The 20,591-nt window shown below is 33.6% G+C and carries 22 protein-coding genes and 3 pseudogenes; 6 read left to right on the top strand and 19 right to left on the bottom strand.

The window, feature by feature from the left end; genetic code table 11:
* Window positions 1–40: 40 nt before the first annotated feature.
* Window positions 41–310 carry a hypothetical protein gene (locus JFU23_RS27775; protein ID WP_201033256.1) on the bottom strand — a complete coding sequence of 90 codons (270 nt, stop codon included), beginning with the start codon at window positions 308–310 and terminating at the stop codon, window positions 41–43.
* An 18-nt stretch (window positions 311–328) separates the two neighbouring features.
* Between JFU23_RS27775 and JFU23_RS30695 the strand changes: the two are divergent.
* Window positions 329–517 (top strand): annotated as a pseudogene (locus JFU23_RS30695) (hypothetical protein); the annotation flags it as partial.
* 216 nt (window positions 518–733) lie between these two features.
* On the opposite strand, the pseudogene JFU23_RS27770 reads toward JFU23_RS30695, so the two are convergent.
* From JFU23_RS27770 to JFU23_RS27755, 4 genes and pseudogenes are all read right to left on the bottom strand, one after another.
* Window positions 734–935, bottom strand: a pseudogene (locus JFU23_RS27770) (N-acetylmuramoyl-L-alanine amidase); the annotation flags it as partial.
* Window positions 936–1,001: 66 nt separating this feature from the next.
* Complete coding sequence (locus JFU23_RS27765) at window positions 1,002–1,784, bottom strand: exosporium leader peptide-containing protein (RefSeq protein ID WP_201033322.1); 783 nt, start codon at window positions 1,782–1,784, stop codon at window positions 1,002–1,004.
* A 42-nt stretch (window positions 1,785–1,826) separates the two neighbouring features.
* Window positions 1,827–2,835 (bottom strand): annotated as a pseudogene (locus JFU23_RS31105) (N-acetylmuramoyl-L-alanine amidase); the annotation flags it as partial.
* Window positions 2,786–3,031 carry a hypothetical protein gene (locus tag JFU23_RS27755; protein WP_201033254.1) on the bottom strand — a complete coding sequence of 82 codons (246 nt, stop codon included), beginning with the start codon at window positions 3,029–3,031 and terminating at the stop codon, window positions 2,786–2,788. The pseudogene JFU23_RS31105 and the gene JFU23_RS27755, both read right to left, overlap by 50 nt.
* A gap of 217 nt (window positions 3,032–3,248) precedes the next feature.
* Between JFU23_RS27755 and JFU23_RS27750 the strand changes: the two genes are divergently transcribed.
* Entirely contained in the window at window positions 3,249–3,578 is a 330-nt protein-coding gene (locus JFU23_RS27750; RefSeq protein WP_085311102.1) for a YkvA family protein, read from the top strand.
* A gap of 247 nt (window positions 3,579–3,825) precedes the next feature.
* On the opposite strand, the gene JFU23_RS27745 is transcribed toward JFU23_RS27750, so the two are convergent.
* Window positions 3,826–4,038 carry a hypothetical protein gene (locus JFU23_RS27745; protein ID WP_000416118.1) on the bottom strand — a complete coding sequence of 71 codons (213 nt, stop codon included), beginning with the start codon at window positions 4,036–4,038 and terminating at the stop codon, window positions 3,826–3,828.
* A 343-nt stretch (window positions 4,039–4,381) separates the two neighbouring features.
* Between JFU23_RS27745 and JFU23_RS27740 the strand changes: the two genes are divergently transcribed.
* Window positions 4,382–4,519, top strand: a complete 138-nt coding sequence (locus tag JFU23_RS27740) for a DUF3956 domain-containing protein (protein ID WP_002127410.1) — start codon at window positions 4,382–4,384, stop codon at window positions 4,517–4,519.
* 127 nt (window positions 4,520–4,646) lie between these two features.
* On the opposite strand, the gene JFU23_RS27735 is transcribed toward JFU23_RS27740, so the two are convergent.
* The 7 genes from JFU23_RS27735 to JFU23_RS27705 form a co-directional block, all read right to left on the bottom strand.
* The gene (locus JFU23_RS27735) at window positions 4,647–6,230 is read right to left on the bottom strand and encodes an aminotransferase class V-fold PLP-dependent enzyme (RefSeq protein ID WP_201033252.1); all 1,584 of its coding nucleotides are present in this window, start codon (window positions 6,228–6,230) and stop codon (window positions 4,647–4,649) included.
* A gap of 69 nt (window positions 6,231–6,299) precedes the next feature.
* Complete coding sequence (gene plsY / locus JFU23_RS27730) at window positions 6,300–6,848, bottom strand: glycerol-3-phosphate 1-O-acyltransferase PlsY (RefSeq protein WP_078204615.1); 549 nt, start codon at window positions 6,846–6,848, stop codon at window positions 6,300–6,302.
* 135 nt (window positions 6,849–6,983) lie between these two features.
* Window positions 6,984–7,883 carry a BadF/BadG/BcrA/BcrD ATPase family protein gene (locus JFU23_RS27725; protein ID WP_201033250.1) on the bottom strand — a complete coding sequence of 300 codons (900 nt, stop codon included), beginning with the start codon at window positions 7,881–7,883 and terminating at the stop codon, window positions 6,984–6,986.
* Between the two features lie 18 nt (window positions 7,884–7,901).
* Complete coding sequence (gene anmK / locus JFU23_RS27720) at window positions 7,902–9,053, bottom strand: anhydro-N-acetylmuramic acid kinase AnmK (RefSeq protein WP_002141765.1); 1,152 nt, start codon at window positions 9,051–9,053, stop codon at window positions 7,902–7,904.
* Window positions 9,054–9,074: 21 nt separating this feature from the next.
* On the bottom strand, window positions 9,075–9,341 hold the full coding sequence (locus JFU23_RS27715; protein ID WP_002136308.1) for a hypothetical protein: 267 nt from the start codon (window positions 9,339–9,341) through the stop codon (window positions 9,075–9,077).
* Between the two features lie 78 nt (window positions 9,342–9,419).
* On the bottom strand, window positions 9,420–10,703 hold the full coding sequence (locus JFU23_RS27710) for a PTS sugar transporter subunit IIC (RefSeq protein WP_002136305.1): 1,284 nt from the start codon (window positions 10,701–10,703) through the stop codon (window positions 9,420–9,422).
* A gap of 11 nt (window positions 10,704–10,714) precedes the next feature.
* Entirely contained in the window at window positions 10,715–11,020 is a 306-nt protein-coding gene (locus tag JFU23_RS27705; RefSeq protein ID WP_000865888.1) for a PTS sugar transporter subunit IIB, read from the bottom strand.
* Window positions 11,021–11,246: 226 nt separating this feature from the next.
* Here JFU23_RS27705 and JFU23_RS27700 point away from each other — a divergent pair, with 226 nt between their 5' ends.
* The gene (locus tag JFU23_RS27700; RefSeq protein WP_201033248.1) at window positions 11,247–12,806 is read left to right on the top strand and encodes a glycoside hydrolase family 10-like protein; all 1,560 of its coding nucleotides are present in this window, start codon (window positions 11,247–11,249) and stop codon (window positions 12,804–12,806) included.
* A gap of 56 nt (window positions 12,807–12,862) precedes the next feature.
* On the opposite strand, the gene JFU23_RS27695 is transcribed toward JFU23_RS27700, so the two are convergent.
* From JFU23_RS27695 to JFU23_RS27685, 3 genes are all read right to left on the bottom strand, one after another.
* Window positions 12,863–13,696, bottom strand: coding sequence for a DUF3974 domain-containing protein (locus JFU23_RS27695; protein ID WP_002035109.1), 834 nt, complete (start codon window positions 13,694–13,696; stop codon window positions 12,863–12,865).
* Window positions 13,697–13,720: 24 nt separating this feature from the next.
* Entirely contained in the window at window positions 13,721–14,833 is a 1,113-nt protein-coding gene (locus tag JFU23_RS27690; protein ID WP_201033241.1) for a toxic anion resistance protein, read from the bottom strand.
* 348 nt (window positions 14,834–15,181) lie between these two features.
* Window positions 15,182–15,775 (bottom strand): O-methyltransferase, encoded by a 594-nt coding sequence (locus JFU23_RS27685; RefSeq protein WP_002085565.1) that lies wholly within the window; start codon window positions 15,773–15,775, stop codon window positions 15,182–15,184.
* A gap of 305 nt (window positions 15,776–16,080) precedes the next feature.
* On the opposite strand from JFU23_RS27685, the gene JFU23_RS27680 reads away from it, so the two are divergent.
* Window positions 16,081–16,239 (top strand): hypothetical protein, encoded by a 159-nt coding sequence (locus JFU23_RS27680; protein WP_002085567.1) that lies wholly within the window; start codon window positions 16,081–16,083, stop codon window positions 16,237–16,239.
* 35 nt (window positions 16,240–16,274) lie between these two features.
* Here the strand turns inward: JFU23_RS27680 and JFU23_RS27675 are convergent, their stop codons facing one another.
* From JFU23_RS27675 to JFU23_RS27665, 3 genes are all read right to left on the bottom strand, one after another.
* A complete protein-coding gene (locus tag JFU23_RS27675) occupies window positions 16,275–17,144 on the bottom strand; it encodes a sigma-70 family RNA polymerase sigma factor (protein WP_002141760.1) in 870 nt (289 codons plus the stop codon).
* On the bottom strand, window positions 17,122–18,432 hold the full coding sequence (locus JFU23_RS27670; protein ID WP_088033030.1) for a phytoene desaturase family protein: 1,311 nt from the start codon (window positions 18,430–18,432) through the stop codon (window positions 17,122–17,124). Before JFU23_RS27670 ends, JFU23_RS27675 begins: the two co-directional genes overlap by 23 nt.
* A gap of 95 nt (window positions 18,433–18,527) precedes the next feature.
* Window positions 18,528–18,833, bottom strand: coding sequence for a luciferase domain-containing protein (locus JFU23_RS27665; RefSeq protein WP_002085572.1), 306 nt, complete (start codon window positions 18,831–18,833; stop codon window positions 18,528–18,530).
* 205 nt (window positions 18,834–19,038) lie between these two features.
* Here JFU23_RS27665 and JFU23_RS27660 point away from each other — a divergent pair, with 205 nt between their 5' ends.
* Complete coding sequence (locus tag JFU23_RS27660; protein ID WP_201033233.1) at window positions 19,039–20,427, top strand: HD domain-containing protein; 1,389 nt, start codon at window positions 19,039–19,041, stop codon at window positions 20,425–20,427.
* Window positions 20,428–20,591: the final 164 nt, after the last annotated feature.

Genomic DNA, 20,591 nt, shown 5'->3' with positions numbered 1-20,591 from the left:
GTACCATTTGTTTCGCCAAATATGAAAAATAAAAAAATTCTTATCTTCTTTTTTTATATTCATCCTGTACTAGATGAACAAATTCTTTTTGTTTTTTCTCGGATTTTATTAATGCTTCTATATTTGCAGAAGTCAAAATATACTTTTTAATTTTTCTATTACTCCAAATTAAACTTGTATACTTCGGATCTTCGTGTAACCTTCGAAACCACTCTAATTCACTTAATTTTGCGATATAATGTTTTAATTTCATATCATTTCGAGGATAAAATAAAATAACATCTGCTATTACATCAAATAATGAGCCCAAGTTATTCCCTCCTATAACTTCTTTAATGAAGATATTAACGTAATTTTAAAAATCATTGTTTCACCAATTCAAAATAAATTACACCAATATGTACATCAAGGAACTAAGTTCTACAATTTAATATGTAATACGAAAGCATTATATAACCTTCATTTTGATTTAGCATATGAGCTTATCTTTCAGAAAGATGGTTTGCAATATAAAATGGAAAAATCCTAATAGTGCATTAGAGATATTTATTATTTTTCATTATAATTTTTATAGCCTTACCATATCAATTTGGGAATTTTGTACGTTTAGAAAACCATTTAGATACATTTAGCCATATATTGTACGCCAATAATATAGTAGTAAGAACTTTACAAATGAAGGATATAGAAAGAATAAGGGGGCATGGTTAATTACTCATGAAGGTATAGTGCGTTAGATGAATAAATAGGCTTCATTTGCAACAACATAGTATGTTTTCCCTTTACTGCTGTGTGCTTTGTACTGTGGCGAACCATTGACACTCACTTTTGCATCAATCATAAATCCCTGCATCTACAGAACCAGCTCCATCTTTATATTTCCAAGATGGAGCATCCTAGAAACGTAGATTGTCCACTTTGAAAACAATACGTTTTCAAGGTGGACAAATAAACTGTGCTTTTCTTATCGAGTAGCAACAGATACTTCTGAAAGAAATAGACTACATCGTAATAGGGGTTATATTCACAGCTGTAATTTTACAAGTTGAAATTGCAAACCTAACGGTTGTAGTTGGATTTATAGGTAATGTCCCTAGTACTATCCCAAGTCCTGTTTGTTCCACGCTAAAATCTGCTGCAATAGAACCATTACTTGCTAAAAGACTTACTGTAGATCCGATAAACGCATCCAGTAATTGTCTAATTGGTCGTTCACGACATTCACACTCGCATCCTACATCGGTAGGTGGAAGTAATGTAATAGGTGGTCCTGGTGGTAAAAAACCTACCCCTGTTACATCAGATATATTGACCACAAAGGTTGTGGTGCCATCTGTAACTGTAACTAAAAAATCATTCACAGAAGTGATAGTAAATAGAAAGAAAAGCGGGGGCGTGTTGGGTGTGTCTGCAATAGTGCCAAGAATAACAGTTTCTCCAATAAGTTGTTGTAAAACGCTTTGCATAGGTAAAACACAGCAATCACAAAGACAACCTTCAGTTCCTCCTGTTGGGCCTGTCTCTCCTGTTGGACCCGTTGGACCCGTTACTCCTGTTGGACCCGTTACCCCCGTTGGACCCGTTACTCCCGTTGGACCCGTTACTCCTGTTGGACCCGTTACTCCTGTTGGACCCGTTACTCCCGTTGGGCCTGTCCCTCCTGTTGGACCTGTGGGTAAAGTAAATGGTGGGATTGGGGGAAGTGTAGGGCCAATTAAATTTGGATTTAATGCATTAGCTTGAAGTATCCCATTTATCTTTTGTATTTCATTTTTATCAAACACATAACTACCTCCTATGAGTGTACTATACTGTAGTAATACAGTTACAAATACATAAACTTCATTGATCGTAATATAATATGTTTTCCCTATACTATTGTGCGCCTTAAATTGTACTGAACCTTCCATATTTAACTTCCTAAAAATTGTAAATAGTTCACCTACATCTACAAAACCATCCACGTCTTTATCCTGCCAAGATCGAGCATCATAGAAACGTAGAATATTAACTTTAGAAACAACACGCTTTCCTACAATAGAAGAATCTACTGTACTTTTCTTACTAAACTTCACATAGGATGGATTGTTCTTAATCCATTGCTCTCCACCAAGGTTTAACCAACCAGGCTTTTCGCCCCATTCAACATAAGCTTCTGATTTATTTAGTTGACGAATCTTAGAATAGCTTGTGTCTGGTCCTTTACGTAAATTAACGTTGTAGCCTTTAATATAAGCTATACCATCGGTTACAGCTGTTGGTACTTCTGTTGGTTTAGGTGGCTTTCAGGTACAGAAACATCCACACTAGAATTATTGTATGCGCGTTGTACATCAGCACGGGATTGAGCTCCTGATCCCCCATGAGATTTTAAATAATCAAGTTGATCTTCATGATCTGTACCGCCAAGGTATTTAATCACATCGTAGTGAATCCACAATCCTTTTCCTACAGATAACTTGTTATCTTTTAAGATTTCCGCTAAAAGTTTTACGTATTTTTCATATGAACGCTCGAGCTTTGTATGGTCTGCTGTTTCACATAACTCTACATGTACAAATCGTTTATTAGCAGCAGGTCCACCGCCATATGCAATGTATTTTATATTAGCGATTTGGATTGTTTCATCTCAATCAACAGCATATTGAACAAATGCGTTTCTTCATGTACGAGATTCATACTTTTGAATATTTCAGAAGTCGCTGTACTATGAGCTACTACGCCCTCATAAACACCTATGCAAAAACGATATGATTGTTTTGGTAAATTAGGGATAAAAAACGTTCTATCCGCAAAAATACTTGTAGCAAATGAACCAGCAAGTACTAGAATCATAAGGAACGAGGTAATTAGCTATATTAAAACCAGCTAAAATTGGAATGAATGTAAGTGATTGATTATTTATATCCTTAATTCCTTTCAATGTTATTGTTGTATTCGGATTCATCAATCTAATAATTATTGTCAAGATAGCTGGTATTAAGAAATCAAAAGTTTTTTCTGCCTTCGTTGCAGAACGCAAATAATTCATTGAAACCTCTATCGGAAACTTATTTGCTTTCCAAAACAGATTTTCTCTTCATCCATCTCCATATTCGTATCCGCTTAACAAGCATTGTTTTATTTTGAACAGGTATTCGCTTATAAATATCGAAATATACAATAAGAAAAAACAATAAAATTGATTATTCTTCCGCTTCTTTGTCCATCCTTTTAAAAAATCTATTTTTTGGAAAAGGAGTGTTTATATGGAGAAACAGACACTTTGGAAAAAATTCAAAAAAAGCTCAGCAAACCTCGGGAAATCAAGCGTATATGAAAGTATTATTTTATACTACACAATGAGAAAAAAAGGGTTACCTACTAAAGCGAAATTCATAATATTAGCTGCTTTATCTTATTACGTATTAGCAATCGACTTCATTCCAGATATAGCTGCTATTATTGGGATCGGCTTATTAGATGATGTTTTAGCAATCGCTATAGCGCATAAATTTGTAATGCGCCATGCGGACAGTGAAATTCGAGAAAAGAGCAAAGTAAAAATGGAATCATTATTTACTTCAGTACACATTTAACGAAGAAAGATAGGCTCTTACTTGTCTTTTCTCACTGCCTAACCATCATCTATAGCTTTTAAACAAATGATTTGAACAGTGTTAATACAGAAAAAAGAACTAAAATAATCTTTTAGTTCTTTTTTGTCAACTCAATTTATTTTTGAACAATAGTTAAAAGAGCCTATTTTAATTTACCAACTAAAACAGGCTCTTTACTAATTTAAATTTACAAGATCATCATCATTTTACGCTATACTTTGCTACTTCAACAACATTTCTCTTTCATCGCTTTCATCATAGACATAGTAGTCTTCATCATTTCATCACATTCATTCATTTTCACCATCATTGCCTTATCCATTTCTACATCCATTTGCATCATGTTATTCATCATCATTTTCATACACTTCATTTCACACATCATTTTTTCCATAGACATCATCATGTTTGTTGTTTCTACCATCATAGTTTTTTCCATATTAACATCCCCCTAGAATTTTTATGTTACAAGTATAAAAATTCCTTTTCGTTTTTCTAAAACCTTCTTAGTTTACCTCATACAAATATTTATCAATATATTTCCCTCTCAATTCGTCATTGATTAACTTTATTTATTGTCACGCTGAAACGTAAATATAATAAAAAGCATCTTATTATAGATGCTTCCTTGTCTAACAATTAAATTATTAACACTATAAAACTCCATTTGTTTCGTAAACATAGGGTAAATCTATTATTTTTATAAAATTCATAAATCCAACTATAACGTATTACAGTTTTATTCATATACTGTAGTAGATCACTAGAAAGGAGGCGTATATATGGAAAGTTGTATTGTGTTCGTAAACGGCCAACCTTTTTTAGTACTCACAGTTGCTGGCATCGAAATTGCTAGATTGGAAATTACTCTTCAAGTAGCACTAGCTTTGAGAGTTCTCGGTATTCCAATCTGTGGGTAATTCATTTAAGTAAGTTTAAAAGAGAGCTTTCGCTCTCTTTTAAACTCTTGTCAAAAAATGCACTTCTATACACTTAGCAAGTGTGACTCATAGCCTTGTAGAAATTATATAATAAATATACAAGCATTTACGTTAAAAGAACTTTCTTTAACACACACATCTGCAAACAATTTAACATCCTCTTCATATCACGTTCTTTATAGTGATTCAGACATGCTATTTGAATCCAGTTATTCTTTTGTAAATATGCTGATTCATAATGAACAATATATCCTTGTAATGCTAATGCATCACCTACTGCCTTAGAACACTGCCCTTCGTTTAATTGAATGGTAAGAACAATTTGAGCGGCATGATCTTTAGGTGAAACAAGCTTTAAACCCATAGTATTAATAGCTTGCTCAATATAAGCATACGCCTCTTTTATTTTTTCAAATGCCTCTTCATCTTCAAGTCGCTTCAATGCTTCTTGCAATGCATAAATTAAATTCCATGAATGGGAGTATGGGATACTTTCATTTTCTTCGTACATACCAATGTCCAAATAAGCAGGTACTGCCTCGTTTACTTTTACAATGTGGTTATGAAAAACGAAAGATAATCCTGTATATGATTTAATCGCTTTTCCGCTTACACCACTTGCAAAATATACATCCTTCAAATTTATTGGTATTGCTCCAATTGAGCTTATACAATCTACACATAGTTTCATTTGATATTTTTTACAAAGAATGTTTAGTTCTTCTAAATTATTTAACATTCCAGTTGATGTTTCATGGTGAACAAACCAAAGCCATTCATAATTTCCAGTTGCCATTATTTTTTCTAATTCTGTATAAATAAACGGCTCTGCCATTTCTTTTTTATGCGTATCATAATGTAATTGCGCACGTGTTGCATGTCCCACTAACCTATTTCCAAATTCCCCATTTGTTAAAACTAGTCCTTTCCCTTTTAAAGAATTCAACTGTAAAGCAATGGCATCATTCGCTAACGTCCCTGTTCCTAACATTATTTGCACACGTTTTGCTTTTGTCATTTGCAGTAAACGTCTTTTTACATTTTCCATTGTCACTTGAAATGACTTAGAACGATGCGAAATAGGCTTAGTAGAAAATGCCTTTCGAACATTTTCTTCAATATCCACTGGACCAGGTAAAAACGTATATTCTTTCGTCATAATACCCCCAACACTCGACTCTTCAAACATAGCTGGGGTAACATACATTGGCTGGAAGGCTGCTTCTTCAGTACCAACTAACGTATGGAAAGATTTGAATCCCATTTGCTCATATAAAGGTAGTTCACGTGTTGTAGCAGAAATGAGTGCCAATTCATATCCATTTAGAAGCAAATAACGATGTAAAAAGCGAATTAAACCTAACAATGCTCTTCCATTTCGATATTCACGTTCTACTGAAAGTAAACGAATTTCATATACATTTTCTCCATGTTCTTGCAAATAAAAATCTAGATTTGGAATTTTATAATTTAACGAGAATGGTCGTTTTCCTCGCAATGCAACCATACCTACTAACTTATCGTCATCTAAACAAATTAAATATGTATTTTCTTCATGGAAACGATCTATACGAACACGATCTTTCGTTTCTTCATGTTGCGGAATTTCTTCTACAAATGTTTTATAATTCAATTTATGTATACTTTCAAATTCCCAAGCTTGATCAGCAACTTTATAAATTAACCCCATGTTGTATCTCCTTTATGTATTTAATAAAAATTATAAGTGGAGATTAACTCCACTTATTAAAAGTTCATTTCATTCTCGATTTACATATAAAATAAGTACAATGATAAGTACACTTAAAATAGTCGTAACAATAGAGTAAGAATACAAAATCATGCAAACTGGTAAACAAGCGATTGTAATTAGTCCGGGCTTAGTAAATCCTTTAAAGATTAAATAAAATATAATGAAAACAGCAATAAGAGTAAGCGCTATCAAATAATCAAATGCAATTAACCCTCCAATAAATGTTGAAATGCCTTTTCCGCCCTTGCCTTTAAATAAAATTGGGTAAATATGTCCAAGTATAACAGCCAGTAAAGCTAACATTACAAATGTAGAATCTTCGAAAAGGTATTTTGCAATAGAAACTACGATTGCCCCTTTGATCGCATCACCTAAAAATGTAGCGACGAAAGACCCTTTTCCATATACGCGCCCCATATTTCTTGCGCCAGGATTACCACTTCCTTCTTCACGAATATCAACATTATGTTTCCACTTCGTTACTATATAAGCGGTCAATATGTTTCCAAATAAATAAGAAGCCACCAAATACAAAAATTGCATACTATTAATCATGTAATCATTCACTTTCTACATGGGAGTACTTATACAATATTCAATGACTATGTATATTGTACTTTTTCTTGCTTTACATCCCTTTGTATATTTTAACATCATATTTTTACAAATCATACAAAAATTCTCATAATTCTATTTTATAAAATATACACCCTTCATTAAATGATATGTTCCTTTCACTGCCATTTCTGATGGTGATACGAATATAACTTCTCCCATACTTTTCTCACAGCATTTCTTAAATTCAGCATATATTTCAGGTACTGAACACAATATACTACCACTAACTGCAATTAAAGGTGATAAATCAAACTGCATCTTGTTGTAAATATTCACCGTAATTATCGTTAATTCCTTAGCCGCTTGCAGAATAATTTTATGTGCATCATCATTCCCATTCCTCGCTTCCTCTATAATTAATGGTGCAATTGCTGCAACTTTATCTTTTGAAGAACTATATACTAGTCTTTTTATATGAGATGATGTTAAAAGTCGAAACTCGTCTTGAATCCTTAAGCTTAATGGACAAAGTCTAACTCCTTGATCAAATTGATTTGCCATTCTCTTTAAACCTTGTAACGCAATCCAATATCCGCTTCCTTCATCGCCTAAAATATGTCCCCATCCACCACTATACTCGTACACTTCTCCTTTCTTTCCAATACAAATTGCGCCTGTACCGCCAATCGTTAAAATTCCATCCTTCCCTTTTAAAGTAGCTGCATGTGCAAGCATTGCGTCATTTAAAACTTCAATTTGTGTTTGGTACTTCTTTTTTAGACGTACTGTTAATTCATTTGTATTTGCTCCACTTATACCCGCTAACCCTAAACAAATACAAACGCAGTGCCCATCTATTAAAGCTTTCTTGCATTGATCGATCGCCTCCATAATATGCGAAACTGCTTTTTCATAATCTATTAATATATTTCCAAACCCACTCGTACCTCTTACAACTTCGTTTCCGTCTTGATCAAATGCAATTGCTTCTGTCTTCGTGCCCCCACCATCTACTCCAATCATATACTTCATATGTTCGCCTCATTTTCATCATCTTATTGGAGGGAATGTTATATTCCCTAAAACTACAGATTGCTTTGCACCTGTTGCGCTTGGCACATTACTCGGATTACGATGATGCGTTTCGTTTGCTAATATCGCAAAGGCGATTGCTTCTTTCGCCTCTGAAGAATAGCCTATATCTTCTTGAATGAATATCGCGCACTTTTCTTCCTTCAATCCATTTCGTATCATTTCAACAAGTGTACGATTATAACTGCCCCCACCACCTAAAATTACTTCATCGATTTCATAATACGGCAGAATAAACTCCTTATAATGATGAACAATTGAACTTGCTGTAAACATCGTGACAGTCGTCAAAAGATTTTCTTTACCATGCTTTTCAAACCGCTTCAATAATTCACTTACAAACTCTTCTCCAAACTGTTCTCTACCAGTTGATTTCGGTGGATTCATTTTCAAAAATGGATGGTTCATACAATATGTCAAAATTTCATCTACAACTACTCCCTGTTTTGCAATCCTACCATTTTGATCATATGGCAACTGAAATAATCTTTGACATACATCATCGATTACCATATTTCCTGGGCCAGTATCAAAAGCAATAACACTCTTATCACTTAGATGACTTGGTACTACTGTAACATTACCGATTCCGCCAATATTTTGTAGTAATCTATTTTTAGTTTGATGACGATACAAAATGACCTCTGAATATGGCACAAGTGGTGCACCTTGTCCCCCTGCTGCCATATCCATCGTTCGAAAATTAGAGATAACCGTAGTGTTCGTTTCATATGCTATAACTGCTGGTTCTCCAATTTGCAATGTCGAAGAAATACTATTGCCTTCTTGCTTTGGCTGATGATAAATCGTTTGTCCGTGAGAACCTATTAAATCTAATTGTTCCAATGACAAATCAGCCTTTTTACAAACTTCCTCCACAGCATTGGCAAAACATAAACCAAGCTTAAAGTTCAAACTGCATATCAATTGAACATTAGATGTATCAATTGATAAAGCCTGCAGTATCTCATTTTTTATATCCTTACAAAATGGAACAGTAGTAAAATGAATGAGTTCGACTTTAGAATCTACACCGTTTCCTTCTACATGAACGAGCGCTACATCTATTCCGTCTAACGATGTACCGGACATTATCCCTGCAATATACATAATATGCATGCCCCCTATTCACTAAAAAACAATTATGTAAGTAAACAACGTACAACCTACAGAAAACAATATAAATCTAAAAAACAACTGTGCTTTCGATGCAAACGATCCATCAATGAAAGAAACAACTACCGTAAGCAGAATACTTGCCGCAAAGCTTGTAACGAGCCATATACTATGCATTTGTGATAGATTTAGCATTCTTAATAAAGGTACGAAAAGTAAATTTGCACATATCACTCCAAATAACAATAAAAATACACCTTTATAGCTAAATTTTATATTCATTCTATTTCACCCTCTCTGGACTTAATGTGAAAGAAGTGATAGACAAAATGCCTATCACTCAAAAATAAAATATAAAACTTACGGATTAACAGCTTCCCCATCACCATTTTTCTCAATTTCAAGCATGTTTTTGTCGTACATTTTAAAGAATGGTAGGTAAATAAGGAATGATATTGCTATATTTATAAAAACTAATACCACTGCACGCCAATCTCCACCTGTGGCTAAATACGCGCCAATTGGAGCTGGTAATGTCCACGGCGGCATAATATGTGTTGGCGTTACAAATCCCATCGCAGTTGCTGAATATGCAACAGTTGCTGTTACGAGTGGTGTAATGATAAACGGGATAATTAAAATTGGATTTAGTACAATCGGTAATCCGAAAATAACAGGTTCATTAATATTAAAAATACCAGGAACAATACAAGTTCTTGATAATGCTTTCGAATATTTTGATCGACCAAATACAATCATAGCTAATACAAGCCCTAACGTCGCACCAGAACCACCAATCCATATAAACCATTGGTATAACGGCTCTGGTGATATGAATGGCAACTGATCTGCTCCACTAGCAACTGCTTCACCATTTTTCCCTAAATATACTTCCCATAATGGCCGGGCAACAGTTCCAACAACCGACACACCATGGATTCCGAATGACCAAAAAAATGTAATTAAAAATACTGGAATGATTACACCGAAGTAACTATCACCAGCTTTTACTAACGGTGCCGCTAATTTATCAACTACATGATGTAAATCAATACTAAAAACGACAGTTACTAAACTCATTAAAATAATTACGAATGCAGCAGGTATAAGTGCTTCAAACGAACGTGAAACAGACGGCGGTACTTGTTCTGGCATTTTAATCATTACATTTTTCGTCTTACAAAATCTTAAAATCTCTACTGATAAAATAGATACGATCATCGTTACGAATAATCCATGCCCCCCGAGATTTGTCATCGGAAGCATAAATCCTTTTTTATCGATTAATTCGGGCGTCAATGTTAAAAGTAGTGAGCATACTGCTAACTGTGCCCCTGATAAAGCATCTAACTTATAACTTTTCGCTAAATTGTATCCTATACCAAATGCTATATATAAAGACATAATAAACATCGTTAAACGATATGGTATTAATATACTTGTTTGATTTTTCAATGCCCAAACTGATATGAAACTATCTTTCGGTAATGGTGGAAATGCTACTATTAAAAAGAAACTCCCTACGATAATAAATGGTAACGCCGAAATAACTCCATCACGGATTGCTTGTAAATGCCTCTGTTCAGAAAGCCTTGCCATCGGTCCAGATAAGTTTTTATCAAGAAACGTGACAAACTTATTCATAACGCTTCCCCCTAACTAATTAATTCATTTACAGTTTTTAATAAAGTCGGTCCACCAAGCGGCGTGTATGCTTGCGGCGGAATAATACCGCACGGAATAGATTCTTGTTCTGTAAGTTTTTTTACAGCGTCAAATCGATGTCTAACTTGAGGTGCAACCATTACAACATCCCAACCATTCTTTACTTCTTCCTCCACCTCACTTGTTCCAATAGCATGCACTTCCATGTTCATACCTTTTTTCTCTGCTTCTTTTTTTAAAGCGTTTACAACAATTGCGCTGGACATTCCTCCAGAACAAACGAATAAAACTTTCATTATTGAATCCTCCTATACTTATAAATTGTTTCTTTCAAATGAAAGAAAGTTTCACTTTACTAACAAGCATATGAAGAAATGAAACGATTTAGTTATACTGAAAGTAAATTTCACTAAAAATATTTTTCCTATTAAATTAATGTTTCAATGTTTATTTTTCTCAATTGCAGGGCCAACCTAACATCATATATTATTTTAAATAATCGTATAATAGGGAGGCGTATAAATGATTATGAAACGTTTAGTAATGATGTGCTGTATCGTCATATTGTTTACTCCTTTCTCTTTCATTTCCCCTCACTCTACTTATGCTGAAGTAAATACTACTTACAAAAAACATGAATTACGCGCTGTATGGCTAGCATCTGTTCTCAATATTGATTGGCCTTCAAAAACTGGCTTACCTATTGAAAAGCAGAAACAAGAATTTATAAGACTATTAGACGATGTAAAAAACACTGGTATGAATGCAGTCGTTGTACAAATTAAACCGACTGCTGATGCTTTCTATCCTTCAAATTACGGTCCTTGGTCTGAATACATTACGGGTACACAAGGAAAAGACCCTGGATACGATCCGCTCGCATTTATGATTGAAGAAGCACATAAAAGAAATATAGAATTCCACGCATGGATTAATCCATACCGAATAACGATGAATCACACTGATATAAATCGATTATCAAATAATCACCCTGCAAGACAACATCCCGATTGGGTTGTACCTTACGGCGGGAAGCTATATTACAACCCTGGTATTCCAGATGTGAAAAACTTTATAACGGAAGGCGCTTTAGAAATCGTAAAAAATTATGATGTTGATGCAATTCATATGGACGATTATTTTTACCCTTATAAGGTAGTTGGCGAAGAATTTCCTGATCAAAAAACATATAAAACGTATAATAATGGTCAGTTTTCAAACATAGAAGATTGGCGACGTAACAATGTAAATGAGCTTGTAAAAGGATTAAATATTGCTATAAAACAAGAAAAATCATACGTGAAATTTGGCATTAGTCCATTTGGTGTATGGCGAAATATAGCTGACGATCCAACTGGCTCTAATACAACCGCAGGTCAAAGAAACTACGATGACCTTTATGCTGACACACGTGAGTGGATACAAAAAGGGTACATTGACTACATTACACCTCAAATATATTGGAATATAGGTTTCACACCTGCTGCATATGATATATTAGTAGATTGGTGGGTAAAAGAAACAAATAACAAACCGATTCACCTATACATCGGTCAAGCGGCTTATAAAATAAATAACAACTCTGTGCCTGCTTGGTCTGAGCCAGAAGAATATCCAAAGCAAATCGCTTTAAACCATCAATATCCACAAATAAAAGGTAGTATGCATTTCAGTTTAAAAGATATAAATAACAATCCACTTGGAATTAAAGATAGACTCTCAAAAGACATATATAAACACCCTGCATTAATTCCACCTATGCCTTGGCTTGATCATGATCCGCCAAAACAACCTACTTTAAAAGGTGCCATTCCAAGAGATGAAGGTATTGCCGTAGGAATAATTGACAATAGAGATAATGACTCTTCTTATTACGCCATTTACCGTGTGAATGGAAAAAATGAAGTGGATATACAAACCCCAAAACATTTACTTACTACTGTAAGAAAAACAAAACTTGGAGAAATTCACGTAGATAAAACGGCTATTTCTGGAGAAACGTATACGTATGTGGTAACTGCAGTTGATCGATTGCATAATGAAAGCATTCCTTCTAGTTTTACTACCGTTAAGGCAAAATAAAATCTCAAAAAAAACGCCTTAAAGCTGAGAAATACTTAGCTTTTAAGGCGCCTTTTTTATTTATTCTTAAACTTCTCAGTCGCTGCTCTCATCTTCACATTCAAATCATGATCAATGGAGTCGCGAATATCACGCTCTACTACTTCCATTTCTTTTTGGAAATTTTGCAAGTATATTTTTAGTTCTTCTTCTTTTTCAGGACGTTGTGATGGTGGTAATTGTACCACTAATGATAACATCGCTGTTAAATCTTTCATTAAGAACGTTTCAAGTTTATGTTGTTGTTCAAACATGCGTTGTTCTTGATAGTACGGCAATGCATTTAATACTGAAATTGTAATGTCATCAACCGTTCTTTGTAGTGAAGGATTAATCGAGCGTTTATATGCTTGAATTGTATTTAATGCATCTGGATATCGATCATAGAAATACAATTTATAAAACGATAAGTCTGTCGGTTTTACAGTTTGCTGCGTTTCTTGTCTTAAGAAATCTTTCACTTTCATCGCGGCCACATCGATATCTTCATTTGTAAGCTTTTTCGTTGTTTTTGCCATTACATGCACTTTTTTCTGTTTTTCTTTCGGTAACATTGAAAATACTTGTTCTCTCGTACGTTGACCTGATGTACAGAAAAGAGTATTCAATGTATGTTGTTCTTTCTTTCCTTCCGTACGAATCCAGCGATAAAAGAGTGGATGTTGCGTAAACTCTTGTAAAAACGGTGTCGATTTGTTTGATAATTTCTCAATGGAATCTTGTGCTCTCTTATATGGTTTCGTCCATGAAAAATAAAGTTTACGTCCGAAGTATACAACTAAAACAACGACAGTAAATGCGATTAAAAGTAATGATCCTAATAGTAATAATACTCCTTGAATGAAACTCATTTTTTCACCTCCTCTAAAAGTCTGTTATTTCCTTGGACGCTGAATGAGTTTCTGCTTCATCTCATCATTAAATGTATCTAGTTCAATTACAAATTTCTTACTAGACTCAATAATACGTTCTGACGATTTCTCAGATGCTTCAATAGCGGCAAATACATTTTGGAATGATTCACGTAATTTATCCATGCTAATTGCAGGATTTTCAAGGAGTTTTGTTGTTTCTTCTGTATTTTGTTTTAATGCTTGAGAATTGCTTAATACCATTGATTCAATCGCTTCATTTGTCGCATTAACTGCATCAATTGTTTTACGTTGATTTGTTAATGCGAGCTGAATTGCAGCTGAAACCGTTATAACGTTTTGCGTCATCGTAATTGCATTACGAATTGCCTCTGATAGCTTTTCATTATTTTTCTTAATGATGTCTACAGATGCGATAGATTGTAATAATACACTTTTTGCTTGTTGCATATTACGAGTACGCACAAGTATCTTTTCTAATGCATCATTTATTAACGGAATATCCCTTTGACGTTCTGGATTTTGTTTCTCAGCTTCAAGCATACCAGCAAGTTTTCTTCCTAAGTATACTTGTTTATCAAGAGCGTGAATTTTATCGTGTGATTGCTCTTTTAACATTTCAAGACCAACCGTATCCTCTTGCAAGTTATCACGGCCAATGAGAAGTGATCTTATAATCTCCTCGATTTGCTTATCTATAGATTGATATTTATGCACGTAATTTTCAAGCGGATTTTTCTTAAACACTTTAAACATAAGTTTCTTCATACCAGTTGCTTTTAATGAGTTTGGATCAAGTTCTGATACCACTTTTCGTAATTCTAACAATGTATTTGGAATTTCTTCATTCTTTCCATTCATCATCGCTGTCACAGGACGTTTTAAAGCTGATAGCGTTTGTCCTGCCGCTTGCTGCTCTTTATCCCCTAAGTCTCCAAGCTGCGACAATACTTTTGATAAATCTGTATTTTGCTCGCTATTTAACTTTTGTACATAAAGATCTGCTTCTTTATTCAGTTCTTCAAGTTCTGCATCTTTTATTACTGTATCCACTACTTCTTCTACATTATTATCTTTCACAATCGATACAGGTTCTTTTTTCTCGAGTTCAGTCAACAAAATCGCTCCTTTATTTATATGTGCGAATTTACGTGCACTATATTTCATCTAATATATCGTATTTCATATACATTTTTGCTTGCTTGAAATCGATTTTTCAAGAAATACCTGCTTATGCAGTCATTCCCTGTTTCATAGTATAAGTATACCTGTTCTCGTCATTATTTTCCTCAGACTTAAGACCTAGAGAACAACATACTGAAGACGGATTCTTCATAGCTTACCTTACTTATCACCACTGACTATTAATTTGAAATTCCATTTAGTTACCTTCTTAAATTCATACAATGCTCTATCTTTTGACATATACTATCTTTCAATGCGATAATTATATTAGGTCCACTTCTAATTATTCTTCCGCGCAACAAATGCTCCCTTTTGAAAAGCTAATAACACGGTTTCAAACGTAACGTCTTCTTCAATCATCTTTATAAATCCAGCTAATTCCCCCGCATGAGAAGTTGCATTATCAATTACAAGAAAACCTTTTGGCTCTAAAATACGTTTTATATGTTCCCACCACCACATGTATTGCGTGCGCTCTGAATCTAGGAAAATAAAATCAAATGAACGATCTACTTGCGAATCTAAAAATGCCCCAGCCTCTTGATTATGAATATCGATTCTCTGTGTAAGATTTGCCCTTTCAAAATTTCCAAGTGCCTCTCCAACCCGTTCTGAAGAAAGTTCTACAGTTATAACATTTCCATTTGTTTCTTCTACCGCATTTGCTAGCCACAATGTAGAATAGCCATTTGAAGTTCCAATTTCTAAAATTTTTTTTGCATTGCAGCCCTTTACTAATACTGATAAAAACTGCCCCATTTCACGAGAAATATTTCTTAATTTTTCTTCTCTTTTTTCTTTATGTCGATCATGCTCTTCTCCATATTGTTCAAGTTGCAATAATAATGAATCTAGAGTATTCATTTTCTCCATCGCCTTTCCAAGCAATATGATGAAAAAGTACATGATGCCCGTCTACTTTTCATTATATGCGAAATGCACACCTTTTTCCTGTTATACGACAAAGAATTAAAATTTTTTATAGCATATTGTTTCGTTTTTTGGTAAAGTTAATTTCTACGTGCAATTATTTAATTCACATTATTTTACAATCAGTTTTCAATTATAAGATAATCTAAACCCCATTTAAATGAATCGGTATTTCTAATTCAACTAAGCGCCCTTTTCGGACGCATTTTCTTTTGTTTATATATTTCTGTAAGAAAGGATGCTTACACATGAACGTGATTAACTTAGATGCTGCTAGAAGACGTAAACAGCATAAAAAACTAATGATAACTATACCGATTATTAAACGCATTTATGAAGAAGACGGGGAAATTAAATTCGAGGTAGCCGGCGAAAAAGATGTACCTCTTGAAATGTTAGAAAAATAAAAAAAAAGACGCACTTCTAAAGAAATGCGTCTTTTTTATACTATTACATTTAAGTGCATAAGTTTTTCTGGATTAACCATCATATAAATGTTTGAAATTTTCTCATCCTCAAATATGAATGAAAGTACATACGTCACTTTATTATTTATTGTAACTATAACGCCTGGTGCACCATTTACTATTTTGAAATCAACACTATACTTTTCTGGCAATCGTTTTGCAATTCCAAAGAACAAACGTATAATTTTATCTGCAGAATAAATCGGATTAATTGCAGTTGTAACTTTACCACCACCATCTGCTTTAAATATCGCATCTGTTTTTAAAACTTCTAACATGCCTTGCGTATCCCCACACTGCAATGATGATACAAATTTCTCCACGTAAGCAGCCATCTTCTTCGTACTTAATGTTGACTGCTTCGGCTTATCTAAAATACTTTTTCGTGCACGTTGAAAGATTTTTCGGCAATTCACACTACTCTTTTCTACAATCGAAGCGATTTCTTCGTAGTCATAACTAAAAACCTCTCTTAATATGAAAACAACCCTCTCTACCTCAGTCAGTTGTTGTAAAAGTAATAAATATGCCGTAGAAATTGATTCTTTCATTACAAATGACTCTGATGGATCATCAATCTCTTCCACAAATGGCTCTGGCAACCACATTCCGACATATACGTTACGTTTATGTGCTGCCGAACGTAATTTGTCAATTGAGCGATTTGTTACCATTTTACATAAATAGGCTCTCATATTTTCTATAGATTGAACGTCCTCCATATTATTAAACGATATAAATACGTCATGGACGATATCTTCAGCATCCATAACACTCCCAAGGATTCTATATGCTAACGAAAATAATAATGGTTGATACGCTTCATATAACTGCTCCGTTTCCATGATGAACTGCCTCACTTTCAAATTTCTTTAAAATGTGTAACGCTGCACGTTTCCCGCTTGCTACCGCAGCATCAGCTAATATTTCATCATGCCCAGCCCAATCTCCTGCAACGTAAACACCTGGCATTTCAGGTATATTAGGGCCTGGTTTTTCAACACGGTCAATATGAGGAAAATCATGTACTACCGTAATTTTCGGTAAATATTGCTGTGCAACAACTTCTCTTTTCCAATTCGGATGTAACAATTCCATCATATTTTCTAACTGTTCTTTCTCTTCTTGAATATGATTCAGTTCTAGTACAGGGTTATGGTATTTAATTAGACTCACTACAATTGATCCATCTTCACTTAATTTAGCTGCTCTCGATTGATTCGTGAAAAATATAGGTTGATCCAATCCCAATGCAAAATGATGCAAAGGATTTGGTAATTGTTTTAAACCAATATCTAACGCTGCCACGGTCACTTGTATAGATTGTTCACTCCATTTTTGCAAACTTGTTCCTTCTGTACCTTTTATAATTTTACATGCCTCTTTCGGTGGAGTTGTTACAATAACTGCCCCTGCTTCAAATACTTCATCGTCAAAACAATGTATTCTTTGTTTTCCTTCACAATGCTCTATTTTTAAAACATGCTTTTTAGCCAGAAATTGTACACCACTAGTATTCGCTATTCCTCTTAAATTTGTTATTATCGTCTCCCAACCACCATCTACATAAAGTACTCCTTCTTTCATAGAAAGCTGTATTTGCTTTAGTACGGAAGATGCTAATTGTATTGTAGGAGCATACGTATATGTTGTTGTTCGGCATAATGCATAAAATATATTTCGAACCATTGGATCTTTAATTTCATTTTCTGCCCATGTAGTTAGGCTTATTTTCGGAACTTTTTCTACATCTAAGTTTCCTAAATGAATCATAAGACGAGCGAACTGTACTTTTGCAGACCATGAAAGTAGCGGTGTTGATAAAATAGAGCGAAAATCTGTTGGAATGGTATAAATATCCCCTTTCCATATTCCATGTGCTTTTGTAGATGGGATTCCACCTGGAAGATTTACTCCTAGCTCATTAAAAGTTATAAACGCTTCTCCACCTCTATATAAAGCATGTGCACCAAGATTCATACAAATGCCGTTTTTATTTATAGTCATCCCTCGACCACCGAAGTGACTGGACTTTTCTAATACAATAACTTTCCTTCCAGCTTTCGCTAAATATATAGATGCTGTTAATCCAGCAAGCCCACCACCAACAATTGCTACATCAAAATGTTTCATAATAAAATCCCTCCTTATCCGTTCTACATACGAGACGAACGATTAAGGAGGGATTTTATTATGAAAATATATTTTTACTTATCTATTTTATTTCATTATTTTTTTATTCTGTCATATTGCATACGAAATAACTCAATTGCAAATGGAATATCATCTTCACTCTTTATATAATAACTTATCCATCCTGATTCAGGTAATACGTGATGTGGTTTCACCAATCCTTGGCTCACTAATTCATCCCGCTTTACCTTTGGAAATGGTAAATCAACTAACTTATCGCCATGCAAATGACCAAGTTCTTTCTTACCATAATTTATTTCAATACCACCAAATCGATGCGGCTTTTCAGAAACACCTGCCCAGCCAAGTACTTCATTTCTAATCATTTCACTAAATGACATGAACCTTCACCCCTTTTTAATGATTGATGTAATATTAAATTAACACGTTCATTACTTTTTTCCATCAATCCAAAGTATGAATGGATATACGAATATAGTTTAATCTCAATATCTTTATTTTTTTACACACTTAAAACAATTTCAAAGGGTATTTATTCTATTATATAGAATTATTATTAAAAATAAATTTAAGGGATGGATATATATGAGCAAGGTATTATTACAAAAGGCAAATTATCTACGATCTGATGAATTAAAGCTTTTGAAAAAAGCTATACATTTTGCAGAGCAAGCACATGATGGACAATACCGTCAAACTGGAGAACCATATATTATTCACCCTTTCGCGATTACAGAAATACTGCTAAATTATAAAGCTGACATTACAACATTGATTGCTGCTTTATTACACGATGTTGTAGAAGATACCGAATACTCTCTAGAAGAAATTGAATCACATTTTGGTGCGACTATTCAATATATTGTAAATGGATTAACAAAAGGAAAAAAACTACAAGATCAAAATAAAGTATTATACGAAGCAATTAATTTTAAAAAATTACTAGTATCCTCTCAACAAGATATACGTGTTGGCATTATTAAAGTTATAGATCGCCTTCACAATATAAAAACATTGAGTGTTAAAAAACCCGCAAAACAAGTAGCTTATGCGAATGAAACATTAACACTATTTGCGCCACTTGCAAAGCGATTAGGGTTATATACAATCCAGCATGAATTAGAAAATCTTGCTTTTCAATATCTACATAAAGAAAGATATACTGAAGTACATAAATTTTTAACCGAATATGTGCCACACCTTCAAAAAAATATAACTCATTTAAAAAAAGGGATACATTCTTTTTCTAATACAAACCTTTCATTTGAAATAAACTATGAGTTTCCCCCAGTATATACTGCATACTCACAATTACAAGAAATACAAAATGTATCAGGTATTTCACAAATTTGTATTACAACTACAAGTGTACTAGATTGCTATAAAATTCTTGGAATAATACATCAATTATATAAACCAACTATAAACTATTTCGAGGATAATATAGCACTTGAAAATAGCCATTTTAATAACAACTTAAAAACTAAAGTCAATATGAATGATGCTGAACAAACAATTATCATTCAAACACAAATAGCAAAAACGTTGAAAGATAACGGTATTTTTTCTTTATTGAATGATAGAACTGCAAATATTCAAGCAATATCTTATAAAATAATGGATGATACAATTGTGAATAACAATTTATTAACTACAGATCCAATCACTTTCCGTAGTTTAGTATCGTATGAACTATTTGAAAATACTATTACAGCTTATACTACAGATTTACTACCAGTTTATTTACCTGATGGTGCTACAATCATTGATTTTTCTTTCTCTGCATTTCCAAAAATTGCACATAGCATGAAAAAAGTAAAAGTAAATGGGATGCCTGTTCCACTTAAAACAAAGATATCTCATTTTGACGTAATTGAAATCCATTTTGATTCAAAACAAAACTTGGTAATAGAATGGCTAAATTACGCCAATACTGCTAAAGCACAATTAATGATTCATCAAAAACTATCTTAAATAAAAGGCCAATTCCTTTCTATAAGGCATTGGTCTTTTCATATAACGTAACCATTAAAATATACGAAATAAATTTCAATATTTTTACTCCTAACCTAACATCAATAATTCCGACTTTCATTAGTTCGCTCTAATTTTTATCCGTATTTACATTATGAGAAATA

The organism is Bacillus sp. TH50 (assembly GCF_016650565.1).
GTDB lineage: Bacteria > Bacillota > Bacilli > Bacillales > Bacillaceae_G > Bacillus_A > Bacillus_A mycoides.
The sequence above is the reverse complement of the archived record's forward strand: the minus strand, read 5'-3'. Positions and strand labels throughout refer to the sequence as shown.